This is a genomic window from Pseudoalteromonas sp. NZS11_1, assembly GCF_015864275.1.
Lineage (GTDB): Bacteria > Pseudomonadota > Gammaproteobacteria > Enterobacterales > Alteromonadaceae > Pseudoalteromonas > Pseudoalteromonas arctica.
Genome location: NZ_JADYXK010000017.1, coordinates 73,828 through 86,445, shown reverse-complemented (window position 1 = coordinate 86,445; position 12,618 = coordinate 73,828). Strand labels below are relative to the sequence as shown.

The window sequence follows — 12,618 nt, the reverse complement described above, 5'->3', positions numbered from 1 at the left end:
ACTCAATCTGTACGAGTGCCCACACAGATGATTGCTTTATATTGTTAAAGAACGTTTTGAGTCGCTTTAGCGTCTCAAGGGATGCGAATAATACACCCTTTATTTTTCGAGTCAACACTTAATTTTAAACTTTCTTTTTAGAAGATTTAAAACCGAAGTTTTATTTAACTCTCTGAGTAGTTCGCTCCTCGCTATGCGTTGGCGTTTCCCGTCTCAGTGGGGCGCATTATAGGGAGATCCGAAAACAGATCAACCCTTTTTTGAAGAAAACTTGAAATAACGTGCTGTTCGCTGAGTATTTGAGCTAAACGCTCAAAAACACAACTAAACTACCATTATTAATAGGTTCATAGAGCTATTTGAAATGAAAGTTGTGGCAACTACTAACGGGTAGAGACATATTTCGATCATCGATGCGGAAAAAACAACCAATAGAGCAAGAGTCGTATTCCTATAATCATTTAAATTAATCAAAAGCTGAGAATTAAATTGATCAGCCTATGTTTAATAATAGTTTTACATATTTTAGGAGGAAGTTTACTTAGGCCGTAATGGTTAACTTTACTCTGAGGTTCTTAGTACCGGTATATTTATAAGAGTACGCACGTTATATCTTTTAATCAGCTCTATAAGTAGAAACTTCGTTAGGGATTGCTCTAATTGTAGCTCAATTCGCGGCGGTATTATTAATAGCTGTAAATCACAATATATAGTGGAAATGATCTTTAACTAGAATCTGATAGGCTATTTTGAATGAATGGTAAATAAAGAGTAATTAGGTAGAGCTATTAAAGCAGCTGTCAAAACAACTTATCAATTCAGAATCTATGAGTCATTGCCCATAATAGAAGGTAATTACTGGTTCATATAGTTTGACAAATTTTAGGCAAGAAAAAGCCGAGCATAGGCTCGGCTTTTAGGTTTCTTTAAGACTTACTCTGCAGACTGTGCGTCTTCTTGAACTGCTTCGCTAGTCGCTGGGCGACCAACTAGTTCAATATAAGCCATTGGTGCATTATCACCAGTACGGAAGCCACACTTAAGAATACGAGTGTAACCACCTGGACGATCCGCGTTACGTGGACCGATTTCACTGAATAATTTACCAACAACTTCATTATCACGCGTGCGAGCAAACGCTAAACGGCGATTTGCTACACTGTCAGTCTTAGCCAGTGTGATTAAAGGTTCAATTACACGACGTAACTCTTTCGCTTTAGGCAAAGTAGTTTTGATGATTTCATGTTTCACCAAAGAACCTGCCATATTGCTAAACATCGCTTTACGATGGCTACTGTTACGGTTTAATTGACGACCACTCTTACGATGGCGCATGACCCTATCCTTCTAACTAAACTAATATAGTGATTTAGATTATTCAGCTAAACTTGCAGGTGGCCAATTTTCTAGGCGCATGCCCAGAGAAAGTCCACGTGAAGCTAGCACGTCTTTAATTTCAGTTAGAGACTTCTTACCTAAATTAGGTGTTTTAAGAAGCTCAACTTCAGTGCGCTGAACTAAATCACCGATATATTGAATTTGCTCGGCTTTCAAACAATTTGCTGAGCGTACTGTTAATTCAAGGTCATCAACTGGACGAAGTAGAATAGGATCGAATTCTGGCTTCTCTTCTTTCTCTTCTGGCTCAGTTACATCACGTAAATCTACGAATGCATCTAATTGCTCAGCTAAGATAGTAGACGCACGGCGGATCGCTTCTTCTGGATCTAAAGTGCCGTTTGTTTCCATATCAATGATTAACTTGTCTAAATCTGTACGTTGCTCAACTCGAGCTGATTCAACCGAGTACGCAATACGTTCAACTGGGCTAAATGATGCATCAAGCAACAATCTACCAATTGGACGCTCATCGTCATCAGAGGATAAACGACTAGATGCCGGCACATAACCACGACCACGTTCAACACGAATACGCATGCTGATCTCGCTGTTATTTGTAGTTAAATTACAAATAACGTGATCTGGATTAGCAATTGTTACATCGCCATCGTGCTGAATATCAGCCGCAGTAACAGGGCCTACACCAGATTTAGTCAGGGTCAGAAAAACTTCATCTTTGCCTTCTAACGTTACTGCTAAACCTTTAAGGTTTAATAGTATTTCAATGATGTCTTCTTGAACGCCTTCTTTCGCGCTGTACTCATGTAATACACCGTCGATTTCAACTTCAGTTACTGCACATCCAGGCATAGATGAAAGTAATATACGGCGTAAAGCATTACCCAGAGTATGGCCAAAGCCACGCTCTAATGGTTCTAAAACTATTTTAGAACGCGTTGGGTTGATAGCGTCGATGTCGACTAACCTTGGTTTTAGAAATTCTGTAACAGAACCCTGCATTTTATCCTCTCTTAACTCTTAACTTTACTTAGAGTAAAGTTCGACGATTAGTTGTTCATTAATGTCCGCAGACAGGTCTGAACGCTCAGGTAGACGCTTAAAGCTGCCTTCCAATTTCTTACCGTCAACTTCAACCCAAGTCGGCTTTTCACGTTGCTCAGCCAACTCTAGAGCAGCGATGATACGTGCTTGTGTCTTAGACTTCTCACGGATTACAACAGTATCTTCTGGAGTAATTACGTATGAAGGAATGTTCACAACACGACCATTAACTAAAATCGCTTTATGGCTTACTAACTGACGTGCTTCTGCACGTGTGCTAGCAAAACCCATGCGATATACAACATTGTCTAAACGTTGCTCTAAAAGCTGTAACAAGTTTTCACCTGTATTACCTTTAAGGCGAGCAGCTTCTTTGTAGTAGTTACGGAATTGCTTTTCTAATACACCGTATATACGACGTACTTTTTGCTTTTCACGTAATTGTAAACCGTAATCAGATAAACGACCTTTACGGGCGCCGTGCTGACCAGGTGCAGTCTCAAGTTTACACTTAGAGTCGATAGCTCTTACGCCGCTCTTAAGGAACAGGTCAGTACCTTCACGACGACTCAGCTTGAGCTTAGGGCCCAAATATCTTGCCATGTTATTTCTCCTAACCTATTGTTAAACGCGACGTTTCTTCGGTGGACGACAACCATTATGTGGTATAGGCGTCACGTCAGTAATGTTGGTAATACGGTAACCAGCAGCATTCAAAGCACGTACAGCAGATTCACGACCTGGACCTGGACCTTTGATGAAAACTTCTAGATTTTTTAAACCGTATTCTTGAGCAGCAGTACCTGCACGCTCTGCAGCAACCTGAGCAGCAAATGGTGTAGATTTACGTGAACCACGGAAACCTGAACCACCGGCAGTAGCCCATGATAGTGCATTACCTTGACGGTCGGTAATCGTTACAATAGTGTTGTTGAAAGACGCATGAACATGAGCCATACCATCAGCAACTTGTTTTTTAACCTTTTTACGACGAATTGGTGTCTTAGCCATAATACTATCCCCTTATCGCTTAATAGGCTTACGAGGACCCTTGCGGGTGCGCGCGTTAGTCTTAGTTCTTTGACCACGTAGTGGTAAAGAGCGACGGTGACGTAGGCCACGATAACAACCAAGGTCCATAAGGCGCTTGATATTTAAAGTAACTTCACGACGAAGATCACCTTCAACAGTGTACTTGCCAACTGCATCACGCAGTACGTCAAGAATTTCGTCTGAAAGTTCACCGATTTTTGTGGTTTCGGCGATACCAGTCGCTACTAAGATAGCCTTAGAGCGAGTCTTACCTATGCCATAAATAGCTGTTAAACCAATAACTGCATGTTTATGATCAGGGACGTTAATGCCAGCAATACGGGCCACTAACACATCTCCTATATTCGAATTTGGTAATCATCTGTTTGAAAAGCCCGTAAGGATACTCAAACGAAGACCAAATTACTACTAAAAACACAGGCCGAGAAAACTCAGCCTGCACGCTGTTTACTTAACCTTGCCTTTGCTTATGCTTAGGCTCACTGCAAATTACGCGTACTACACCAGCACGTTTAATAACTTTACAGTTACGGCATATTTTCTTAACGGAAGCACGTACTTTCATTGCTCAACTCCGTAAACTGACCTTATCGACCGTAGCCTTTAAGGTTCGCTTTTTTCAGCACAGAATCATACTGATGAGACATCAGGTGAGTCTGTACTTGTGCCATAAAGTCCATGATCACTACAACGATAATCAAAACTGATGTACCGCCGAAGTAGAATGGCGTTTGCCACGCCATCGTCATGAATTCAGGCACCAGACAGATAAAGGTTATATACAAAGCACCTGCCAATGTCAGGCGTGTCATCACTTTATCAATGTATTTAGATGTCTGCTCACCTGGACGAATACCTGGGATAAATGCGCCAGATTTCTTAAGGTTATCTGCTGTTTCACGTGGGTTAAAAACCAACGCTGTGTAGAAAAAGCAGAAGAAGATAATAGCCGCAGCTAAAACAAGTGAGTACAACGGTTGACCTGGGGTCAACGTAGTAGCAACAGCTTGTAATACATCAGCGACTGGACCTTCACCTTGGCCGAACCAGCTAGCAATTGTACCAGGGAACAGAATTATACTGCTAGCGAAGATTGGTGGAATAACACCCGCCATATTTACTTTTAGTGGTAAATGCGTGCTTTGAGCAGCAAATACTTGACGACCTTGTTGGCGTTTAGCGTAGTTAACAACAATACGACGTTGTCCACGTTCGAAAAACACTACAAGATAAGTAACAGCGAATACGATTACCGCAACCATCAACAGTACAAAAACATTCAAATCACCTTGGCGCGCCATTTCGACTGTCGAACCAATAGCAGACGGCAAGTTAGCTACAATACCAACAAATATTAGAACAGAGATACCGTTACCGATACCGCGCTCTGTTATTTGTTCACCCAACCACATAAGGAACATAGTACCAGTTACTAAACTCACCACTGCGGTGAAATAGAAACCCATACCAGGGTTAACAACTAACCCCTCCATCATGCCCGGTAAGCTAGAAGCAATACCGATTGATTGAATAGTAGCTAGCACAAGCGTGCCATAGCGTGTGTACTGGCTAATTTTTTTACGCCCTTGCTCACCTTCTTTCTTAAGCTCTATAAACGGAGGATACATATGCGTTAATAGTTGCGTAATAATCGAAGCCGAGATATACGGCATAATACCCAGTGCTAACACTGAAGCTCGCTCAAGTGCACCACCACTGAACATGTTGAACATCTCAACAATGGTGCCCTTTTGTTGCTCGAAGAAATCGGCAAGTACAGCGGCGTCAATCCCAGGGATCGGCACAAATGAACCTAGACGGTAAATTATGATAGCACCCAATACGAAGAGTAATCGGCGCTTCAATTCCGAAAGTCCACCTTGTGCACTTTTTGTATCTTGACCTGGTTTAGCCATTAGTACTTCCTTAGTCTTCTACCTTGCCTCCGGCAGCTTCAATAGCTTCGCGAGCACCTTTAGAGGCTTTAAGGCCTTTAACGGTAACAGCGCGTGAAACTTCGCCAGATTTAACAACTTTAACGAAAAGAACGTTCTTTTTAACTAGACCAGCTGCTTGTAACGCGCTTAGGTCTACCACATCGCCTTCTACTTTAGCGATTTCAAAAAGGTTTATTTCTGCAGATACTAAAGATTTGCGAGAAGTAAAACCAAATTTAGGTAGACGACGTTGCATAGGCATTTGACCGCCTTCAAAACCAACGCGTACTTTGCCGCCAGAACGTGATTTTTGACCTTTGTGACCACGGCCGCCAGTCTTACCTAGACCAGAACCGATACCACGACCAACACGTTTTGGAGCAGTTTTTGAACCTGCAGCAGGTGAAAGTGTATTCAAATGCATCGAATTAACCCTCTACCTTAACCATGTAAGAAACCTTGTTTATCATACCACGTACACATGCTGTGTCTTCTAACTCAACAGTGTGGTTGATACGACGTAAACCAAGACCGCGTAATGTAGCTTTATGTTTCGGTAAACGACCGATAGAGCTTTTTACTTGTGTTACTTTTACAGTTTGATTTGCCATGGTTACCCCAGTATTTCGTCTACGCGAAGGCCACGTTTAGCAGCGATTGACTGTGGAGAATTCATATTCTCAAGAGCCGAAATCGTTGCACGTACCACGTTGATCGGGTTAGTAGAACCGTAACATTTAGAAAGTACGTTCTGCACACCAGTAACTTCTAGTACTGCACGCATAGCACCACCTGCAATGATACCAGTACCTTCAGATGCTGGTTTCATGAACACTAGTGAGCCAGCATGACGTCCCTTAACAGGATGCTGTAATGTGTTGCCATTTAGGTCTACGTTGATCATGTTACGACGTGCTTTTTCCATTGCTTTTTGAATAGCAGCTGGAACTTCACGTGCTTTACCATAACCGAAACCTACTTTACCTGCGCCATCACCAACTACAGTTAGTGCAGTAAAGCTAAAGATACGACCACCTTTAACTACTTTAGACACACGGTTCACCGCGATTAGCTTTTCAGCTAGATCAGGCTGTTGTTGCTTTGCTTCTACGTTAGCCATAGTCTACTCCTAGAATTGCAAACCGGCTTCACGCGCAGCATCAGCTAGCGCCTTCACACGGCCGTGATATTTAAAGCCACTGCGATCAAAAGCAATCTTTTCGATGCCTTTGTCAGCCGCACGTTCAGCAACCGCTTTGCCAACTGCTTGCGCAGCTTCAACGTTACCGGTGCCTTTAACTGTTTCGCTAATAGCCTTTTCAACAGTAGAAGCAGCAGCCAGTACATTACCCTCAGCATTTACTACTTGAGCGTATATGTGACGTGGCGTGCGGTGGATAACAAGACGCGTTGTGCCTTGTTCAATATAATTTCTACGAGTGCGTTTAGCACGACGTAGACGAGCTGTTTTTTTATCCATCGTCTTACCTTACTTCTTCTTAGCCTCTTTACGGCGTACATTCTCATCTGAATAACGAACACCCTTACCTTTATAAGGCTCAGGTTTACGGTATGCACGAATGTTAGCAGCTGTTTGACCAACTAACTGCTTATCTACGCCCTTAACTAGAACTTCTGTTTGGCTTGGAGTTTCAATCGTAATTCCTTCAGGAACTGCGAAATTAACTGGGTGTGAGAAGCCAAGAGTTAAATCTAATGTTTTACCCTTAGCTGCAGCACGGTAACCCACGCCTACTAACTGAAGTTTCTTCTCGTAACCTTCATGCGTACCAACAACCATGTTGTTGATTAGAGCGCGAGCAGTACCTGCTTGAGCCCATGCATTAGCTACGCCATCACGAGGTAAAGTAGTAATAACGTTGTCATTAACTTGTAATTCAACAGCGTTGTTGATAGTACGAGTAAGTTCACCGTTTTTGCCTTTAACTGTGATTTCCTGGCCTTTTAATGTAACTTCTACACCGGCAGGAACAGTAATTGGTGCCTTTGCTATGCGAGACATAGTTCCCCTCCGATTAAGCTACAAAACCAATGATTTCACCACCAACACCAGCACTACGTGCTGTGCGGTCTGTCATTAGGCCTTTAGAAGTTGATACGATAGCGATACCAAGACCACCCATTACCTTAGGTAATTGGTCACGTTTCTTATAGATACGTAGACCAGGGCGACTTACACGCTGGATATTTTCAATTACAGCTTTGCCTTCGAAGTACTTCAACTCGATAGAAAGCTCAGGTTTAGTTTCACCGTTAACGGCGAAATCTACGATATAACCTTCGTCTTTTAGTACTTTAGCTAATGCTACTTTCAGCTTTGAAGTTGGCATCGTTACAGATACTTTCTTCGCTGATTGACCGTTACGAATTCGTGTAAACAAATCCGCGATAGGATCTTGCAAGCTCATAGTCTTACTCCCATGATTCTATTACCAGCTAGCCTTTTTAAGGCCAGGAATTTCACCGCGCATAGCTGCTTCGCGAACTTTAATACGGCTCATGCCGAATTTGCGAAGGAAACCATGTGGGCGGCCCGTAATGTTACAACGATTACGTTGACGTGCAGGGCTAGAATCACGAGGTAAAGCTTGTAGCTTAAGTACCGCGTCCCAACGATCATCTTCAGATGTGTTAACATCACTGATGATAGCTTTTAGTGCCGCGCGCTTTTCAGCGAACTGAGCAACTAGTTTTGTGCGCTTTGCTTCGCGCGCTTTCATAGAATTCTTTGCCATAACCCTACCCTTATTTCTTAAATGGGAAGTTAAACGCTTCTAACAACGCACGGCCTTCCTCATCAGATTTCGCAGAAGTAGTGATAGTAATATCCATACCGCGTACACGGTCTACTTTATCGTAATCGATTTCTGGGAAGATGATTTGTTCACGTACGCCCATGCTGTAGTTGCCACGTCCATCAAAAGACTTAGCACTTACGCCACGGAAGTCACGAATACGTGGGATAGCGATTGATACCAAACGCTCAAAAAAGTCCCACATACGCTCGCCGCGTAGGGTTACTTTACAACCAATCGGGTAACCTTCACGCACTTTGAAGCCAGCAACAGATTTGCGTGCTTTAGTGATTAGAGGTTTCTGACCAGAGATTGCTGCTAGATCCGCTACTGCGTTATCTAAAATCTTCTTGTCAGCTAGGGCTTCGCCCACGCCCATATTCAATGTGATCTTTTCGATCTGAGGGACTTGCATGACAGAGCTGAAACCAAACTTCTCTTGAAGTTCCGCAACTACTTTGTCTTTATATACTTCATGCAGTTTCGCCATCATTCTACTCCAACTATTAGATAGTTTTACCAGTAGATTTAAAGATACGTAATTTCTTACCATCTTCAATCTTGAAACCTACACGATCAGCTTTACTCGTTTCCGAGTTGAAGATCGCAACGTTTGATGCATCCATAGATGCTTCTTTCTCAACAATGCCGCCAGCTTGGTTCAATTGTGGAACCGGCTTTTGGTGTTTCTTGATCAAGTTTATGCCTTCGACAAAGATTCGACCAGATTCAGTAACAACTGAAAGCACTTTTCCGCGCTTACCTTTGTCTTTACCTGCTAGTACGATTACTTCGTCATCACGACGTATTTTTGCTGCCATGATTGGCTCCTTACAGTACTTCTGGGGCTAGTGAAACGATTTTCATGAACTTATCATTACGAAGTTCGCGAGTCACAGGGCCGAAAATACGTGTACCAATTGGCTGCAAGTTATCATTTAAGATAACAGCCGCGTTGCTGTCAAAACGGATCAAAGAACCATCTGGACGGCGAACACCTTTTCTGGTACGCACAACTACCGCGTTTTTAACATCACCTTTCTTCACTTTACCGCGAGGAATAGCTTCTTTTACAGAAACTTTAATGATGTCGCCAATCGCTGCGTAGCGACGGTGTGAACCACCAAGGACTTTTATACACTGCACTTTGCGAGCGCCGCTGTTATCAGCAACTTCCAGCTGAGTTTGCATTTGGATCATGTTAATGACCTCCGGTGTAGTAATTACAACGTGTCTAAAATTCGTTTAAAAATCAGACATTTCGATTAAATCCCAATCAAAAAACAAACGAGTTGTCTCTTAAGGGCGGGCAATTGTACCAGCATTGAGGGGGTAGTGATAGGTTATTTTTTAATTAATTTAGAGCGTACGGTTATTAAAGTTGAGTAATTACGGCTATGTAGCTATTTTACAGGTGGTTACAAAACAAACAAGGCACTATATAAGTGCCTTGTTTGTTTTGACTATAGATGATTAACCGAATAAACCTTTTAATTTATCTTTAATCTTATCCTTTGCTTTGTCTTTGGCTTTTTCTTTTGCCTCATCAACCTTCTGCTTAGCTTCATCTTTAAGCGCATTGCCTACATCAAGCTTTATACCAACATCGTGGAAAGGCCCTTTTATACGTAGTGGTATTTTAAAACCAGTGCTGTCATCAGTGGTCCCCTGTCCTTCGATTGATCCAACTATGCCTGTAACCAAACGGTAATTAACTGTTGTTTGCGGTAAATCAACATCGCCTTCACCTGATATTCTAACGAGTGGGCTAATAAGTGATAAATCAGTATTTTTACCAACACCATTAGTAAAGTTAAAACTTCCCGTTAGTGCAGAGAAATCTGTTTGCTCTGATTCTTCAAACCCGGTATCCAGCCCTTCAGACGCAGCACCAAAGTTTCCTGAAATGAGTTCCTTACCTTTACGAACCATCTCCGCTATATTCGCACCTTTTACAGCTCCATCAGCAAACTCAAATCCAAGTTTTCCGTTAAGTGCACCAATAAACGACTTTTGACTTTGGCCAGTTGTGTTTAGGTTCCAATTTAAAGACCCCTTACCCATTAGCTTGTCAAAACCTGCCGCATCCGTTAGTAAAGGCTGTGCATCTATACCAGCTAAGTCAAAGTTAGTTGATATTTTATAAGGTACTTGTTGTGCGTTTACATTGATAACGCCTTTACCTGACCCTTCATAAGCAGAAAAGCTATCTAGGCTTAGTTTTGCAACGCTATTTTTTAAAGCAACAGTAAATTGATTGGCACCCAACTTAACATCGTTAGCTTTTAATCCACTTGAACGAATAATTACATTCGCATCTAGTGAATTTAACGCACTTAGATCAATTTTAGTGTCATCCCATACTATTGGCTCTGCAGGTTTATCATTTTGCTCTACTGGCTCTTCTTGTTTTGCTACTGCTTCAGGTAAGTACGGGTTTAAATCAAGCATACCTAAATCAATATCAGCATTTACAGCTAAACGCTTACCTAGGTTAAGCTCACTCTTACCTTTTATTTCCAATGCGTCTAACGTCGCAACTAAATCTTCTAAATTAAATTTCTCACCTGCTAGGTGCATTTTACCGTTTACACTAAATGCGTTAAAAGCATTGTCTTTAGCGTCTAACTCTACACCTTGCCATTTTGCAATACTTTTAACTGACTCACCGCTTAGTGATAACTGACCTTTAATATCTTGGCCTTGCCCAGCGATGCTCCCTTCGAACGTTAGATCAACTAAACGAGAATCTAAGGTTTGTTTAACATTAAAAGTAGCACCTTCAATTGCTTTAGCAGGAGTATCTAATTTTATATCAAGCTCAAAACGCTCCTGCATATAAGTAATACCCCCTTTTACTTCTAATGTTTTACGAAGTGATGGAAGTAAAATAGCGAGTTCTAAATCACTAATTTGTTGCTTAGCACCTGTTAGACCATCTAGATAAGTAAATGTGCCGCCATAAATAGCAACCTCACCTAACTCAATATCAAAGTTATCTGGGAGCTTTATCGCTTCACCTGATTGGCTTTGCTCTTTAGGTTGCTCTGCAACTGCATCAAACAACTGCCAATTAGCTTTACCATTTTTGTCAGTTTCTAATAGGATATTTGGTTCATTTATAACAAACTTATCTAATTTAAACTCACCACCAAATAATGAAAACCAAGGTATGTGTACAGCAAGCTGTTTCATACTCGCCATATCGGCGCGCGAACCTGATTCCATATTTGCAAAATGCACGTCGTTAAGTTCTAACTTTAATGCAGGGAATACGCTAAGTGTTTTATCACCTTTAATAGTAAGAGTGCGCCCAGTTGTTTGTTCTACCTGCTGTGACACTTTATTAAAAATAGTATCAGTAGGGATTAAAAACGGTGCGGCAACAATTAGTGCTATACATAATAAAAGTATTACACCTACAATTTTAAGTAAGGTTTTCATGATCGTCCTTTCAAACGTGCAAATAATGTTCTTATCATAGCGAGTGTTAGCCTTAAAATCATTGTAGTTGATGTAAAAAAGCCACTAAAACTACTTTACCTGTTCTATATGAATCTTTCCTGAAACATTTTGATACCTTTAGGTTACAAATAAGTATTGACCCGGTGATACCCCAAGGTTACATTGATACCCAGAGGTTACAAAAAATAAAATACTATTACAGGATGAATACTATGAAACAACAGGATATTAAAACTGAAGAACAATTTATGGGTCAAAACATATGGATTAGTTTAAGCGCAGGGATAGTTTGTTTACTTCTCTGTGTTTACTCACTAATAAAACAAGATCAACATATTGGAGGGCTTTTAACCGTTGGAATGGGCGTTTTTTTTTATGTAGTTACAGTGATTATTTACCTCATTAAAGGGGGCTTTCCGTTAAAAATGTATTTTCAATACGCTTATAAAGATGAGTTTCTAAACACCATTGATACTAATGCCTATAAACATTTAAGTTTTGCATTTGTATTTTGCCTTCTTGGAGTTTTTTATAAAGGTGATGAAATAGCTAGCGAGGTCTCGCATGCAACTATGGCAATATTCTACCTAGGTATCATGCTCTTGGTATATGGCGCTTCATTGCTTTGGCAAAATCGTGATTAGGAGAGGAAATGCAAAATAACATAGCAAAGTATCGAAAAGAAGCCGGGCTTTCACAGCAAGAACTTGCTGATGCTATTAACGTGTCGCGCAAAACAATAAGTACCGTAGAAACAAACCGGTTTACGCCGTCGGTAATAATTGCTCTAAAAATAGCAAAGCATTTTAATACCTCAGTCGAAAGTCTCTTTGTACTGGATGAAAATGATTGATACATGTTAAAGCATTAGTCTCATTTTATTAGCAAAAATACTGATTTAGTCACTTCAATTGCAACGTATGGAGGACAGCGCTGTTGTTATT

20 protein-coding genes are annotated in these 12,618 nt (G+C 41.2%); 2 read left to right on the top strand and 18 right to left on the bottom strand.

What is annotated here, in order from left to right; translation table 11 throughout:
* Positions 1–933: 933 nt before the first annotated feature.
* The 18 genes from rplQ to I6F44_RS12985 form a co-directional block, all read right to left on the bottom strand.
* Positions 934–1,335 carry a 50S ribosomal protein L17 gene (gene rplQ, locus I6F44_RS13070; protein WP_002959450.1) on the bottom strand — a complete coding sequence of 134 codons (402 nt, stop codon included), beginning with the start codon at positions 1,333–1,335 and terminating at the stop codon, positions 934–936.
* Between the two features lie 39 nt (positions 1,336–1,374).
* Positions 1,375–2,361, bottom strand: a complete 987-nt coding sequence (locus I6F44_RS13065) for a DNA-directed RNA polymerase subunit alpha (protein WP_002959452.1) — start codon at positions 2,359–2,361, stop codon at positions 1,375–1,377.
* Between the two features lie 24 nt (positions 2,362–2,385).
* On the bottom strand, positions 2,386–3,006 hold the full coding sequence (rpsD, locus tag I6F44_RS13060) for a 30S ribosomal protein S4 (RefSeq protein ID WP_002959461.1): 621 nt from the start codon (positions 3,004–3,006) through the stop codon (positions 2,386–2,388).
* 21 nt (positions 3,007–3,027) lie between these two features.
* Positions 3,028–3,414 (bottom strand): 30S ribosomal protein S11, encoded by a 387-nt coding sequence (gene rpsK / locus I6F44_RS13055; protein WP_002959471.1) that lies wholly within the window; start codon positions 3,412–3,414, stop codon positions 3,028–3,030.
* A gap of 12 nt (positions 3,415–3,426) precedes the next feature.
* Positions 3,427–3,783 (bottom strand): 30S ribosomal protein S13, encoded by a 357-nt coding sequence (gene rpsM, locus I6F44_RS13050; protein WP_007584664.1) that lies wholly within the window; start codon positions 3,781–3,783, stop codon positions 3,427–3,429.
* 124 nt (positions 3,784–3,907) lie between these two features.
* Complete coding sequence (rpmJ, locus tag I6F44_RS13045) at positions 3,908–4,021, bottom strand: 50S ribosomal protein L36 (RefSeq protein ID WP_002959476.1); 114 nt, start codon at positions 4,019–4,021, stop codon at positions 3,908–3,910.
* A 22-nt stretch (positions 4,022–4,043) separates the two neighbouring features.
* Entirely contained in the window at positions 4,044–5,372 is a 1,329-nt protein-coding gene (secY, locus tag I6F44_RS13040; RefSeq protein ID WP_007584663.1) for a preprotein translocase subunit SecY, read from the bottom strand.
* Positions 5,373–5,382: 10 nt separating this feature from the next.
* Positions 5,383–5,817 (bottom strand): 50S ribosomal protein L15, encoded by a 435-nt coding sequence (rplO, locus tag I6F44_RS13035; RefSeq protein WP_002959480.1) that lies wholly within the window; start codon positions 5,815–5,817, stop codon positions 5,383–5,385.
* Positions 5,818–5,821: 4 nt separating this feature from the next.
* The gene (gene rpmD / locus I6F44_RS13030) at positions 5,822–6,004 is read right to left on the bottom strand and encodes a 50S ribosomal protein L30 (protein WP_002959482.1); all 183 of its coding nucleotides are present in this window, start codon (positions 6,002–6,004) and stop codon (positions 5,822–5,824) included.
* Between the two features lie 2 nt (positions 6,005–6,006).
* Positions 6,007–6,513, bottom strand: coding sequence for a 30S ribosomal protein S5 (gene rpsE, locus I6F44_RS13025; protein ID WP_002959485.1), 507 nt, complete (start codon positions 6,511–6,513; stop codon positions 6,007–6,009).
* Positions 6,514–6,522: 9 nt separating this feature from the next.
* Entirely contained in the window at positions 6,523–6,873 is a 351-nt protein-coding gene (gene rplR, locus I6F44_RS13020) for a 50S ribosomal protein L18 (protein WP_002959486.1), read from the bottom strand.
* Between the two features lie 9 nt (positions 6,874–6,882).
* Positions 6,883–7,416, bottom strand: coding sequence for a 50S ribosomal protein L6 (rplF, locus tag I6F44_RS13015; RefSeq protein WP_197173918.1), 534 nt, complete (start codon positions 7,414–7,416; stop codon positions 6,883–6,885).
* Positions 7,417–7,429: 13 nt separating this feature from the next.
* Complete coding sequence (gene rpsH / locus I6F44_RS13010; RefSeq protein WP_007584660.1) at positions 7,430–7,822, bottom strand: 30S ribosomal protein S8; 393 nt, start codon at positions 7,820–7,822, stop codon at positions 7,430–7,432.
* A 21-nt stretch (positions 7,823–7,843) separates the two neighbouring features.
* Positions 7,844–8,149 (bottom strand): 30S ribosomal protein S14, encoded by a 306-nt coding sequence (gene rpsN / locus I6F44_RS13005; RefSeq protein WP_010554914.1) that lies wholly within the window; start codon positions 8,147–8,149, stop codon positions 7,844–7,846.
* Positions 8,150–8,159: 10 nt separating this feature from the next.
* Complete coding sequence (gene rplE / locus I6F44_RS13000) at positions 8,160–8,699, bottom strand: 50S ribosomal protein L5 (RefSeq protein WP_010554915.1); 540 nt, start codon at positions 8,697–8,699, stop codon at positions 8,160–8,162.
* 16 nt (positions 8,700–8,715) lie between these two features.
* The gene (gene rplX, locus I6F44_RS12995; protein WP_002959496.1) at positions 8,716–9,030 is read right to left on the bottom strand and encodes a 50S ribosomal protein L24; all 315 of its coding nucleotides are present in this window, start codon (positions 9,028–9,030) and stop codon (positions 8,716–8,718) included.
* A gap of 10 nt (positions 9,031–9,040) precedes the next feature.
* A complete protein-coding gene (gene rplN, locus I6F44_RS12990) occupies positions 9,041–9,409 on the bottom strand; it encodes a 50S ribosomal protein L14 (RefSeq protein WP_002959498.1) in 369 nt (122 codons plus the stop codon).
* 273 nt (positions 9,410–9,682) lie between these two features.
* Positions 9,683–11,653, bottom strand: a complete 1,971-nt coding sequence (locus I6F44_RS12985; protein WP_197173917.1) for an AsmA family protein — start codon at positions 11,651–11,653, stop codon at positions 9,683–9,685.
* Positions 11,654–11,886: 233 nt separating this feature from the next.
* On the opposite strand from I6F44_RS12985, the gene I6F44_RS12980 reads away from it, so the two are divergent.
* Together I6F44_RS12980 and I6F44_RS12975 are read left to right on the top strand one after the other, a co-directional pair.
* Positions 11,887–12,318: a hypothetical protein gene (locus I6F44_RS12980; protein WP_197173915.1), complete on the top strand. Its 432-nt coding sequence runs from the start codon at positions 11,887–11,889 to the stop codon at positions 12,316–12,318.
* 8 nt (positions 12,319–12,326) lie between these two features.
* Entirely contained in the window at positions 12,327–12,527 is a 201-nt protein-coding gene (locus I6F44_RS12975; RefSeq protein ID WP_024591361.1) for a helix-turn-helix transcriptional regulator, read from the top strand.
* Positions 12,528–12,618 lie beyond the last annotated feature (91 nt).

Bases quoted from the DNA above. Each gene is read 5' to 3' on its own strand.
- rpsN (WP_010554914.1), bottom strand. From the start codon at position 8,149: ATGGCAAAGAATTCTATGAAAGCGCGCGAAGCAAAGCGCACAAAACTA.
- I6F44_RS12980 (WP_197173915.1), top strand. From the start codon at position 11,887: ATGAAACAACAGGATATTAAAACTGAAGAACAATTTATGGGTCAAAAC.
- rpsD (WP_002959461.1), bottom strand. From the start codon at position 3,006: ATGGCAAGATATTTGGGCCCTAAGCTCAAGCTGAGTCGTCGTGAAGGT.
- I6F44_RS13065 (WP_002959452.1), bottom strand. From the start codon at position 2,361: ATGCAGGGTTCTGTTACAGAATTTCTAAAACCAAGGTTAGTCGACATC.
- rplX (WP_002959496.1), bottom strand. From the start codon at position 9,030: ATGGCAGCAAAAATACGTCGTGATGACGAAGTAATCGTACTAGCAGGT.
- secY (WP_007584663.1), bottom strand. From the start codon at position 5,372: ATGGCTAAACCAGGTCAAGATACAAAAAGTGCACAAGGTGGACTTTCG.
- rpsE (WP_002959485.1), bottom strand. From the start codon at position 6,513: ATGGCTAACGTAGAAGCAAAGCAACAACAGCCTGATCTAGCTGAAAAG.
- rpmJ (WP_002959476.1), bottom strand. From the start codon at position 4,021: ATGAAAGTACGTGCTTCCGTTAAGAAAATATGCCGTAACTGTAAAGTT.
- I6F44_RS12985 (WP_197173917.1), bottom strand. From the start codon at position 11,653: ATGAAAACCTTACTTAAAATTGTAGGTGTAATACTTTTATTATGTATA.
- I6F44_RS12975 (WP_024591361.1), top strand. From the start codon at position 12,327: ATGCAAAATAACATAGCAAAGTATCGAAAAGAAGCCGGGCTTTCACAG.
- rpsK (WP_002959471.1), bottom strand. From the start codon at position 3,414: ATGGCTAAGACACCAATTCGTCGTAAAAAGGTTAAAAAACAAGTTGCT.
- rplR (WP_002959486.1), bottom strand. From the start codon at position 6,873: ATGGATAAAAAAACAGCTCGTCTACGTCGTGCTAAACGCACTCGTAGA.
- rplE (WP_010554915.1), bottom strand. From the start codon at position 8,699: ATGGCGAAACTGCATGAAGTATATAAAGACAAAGTAGTTGCGGAACTT.
- rpsH (WP_007584660.1), bottom strand. From the start codon at position 7,822: ATGAGCTTGCAAGATCCTATCGCGGATTTGTTTACACGAATTCGTAAC.
- rplN (WP_002959498.1), bottom strand. From the start codon at position 9,409: ATGATCCAAATGCAAACTCAGCTGGAAGTTGCTGATAACAGCGGCGCT.
- rplF (WP_197173918.1), bottom strand. From the start codon at position 7,416: ATGTCTCGCATAGCAAAGGCACCAATTACTGTTCCTGCCGGTGTAGAA.
- rplO (WP_002959480.1), bottom strand. From the start codon at position 5,817: ATGCATTTGAATACACTTTCACCTGCTGCAGGTTCAAAAACTGCTCCA.
- rpmD (WP_002959482.1), bottom strand. From the start codon at position 6,004: ATGGCAAATCAAACTGTAAAAGTAACACAAGTAAAAAGCTCTATCGGT.
- rplQ (WP_002959450.1), bottom strand. From the start codon at position 1,335: ATGCGCCATCGTAAGAGTGGTCGTCAATTAAACCGTAACAGTAGCCAT.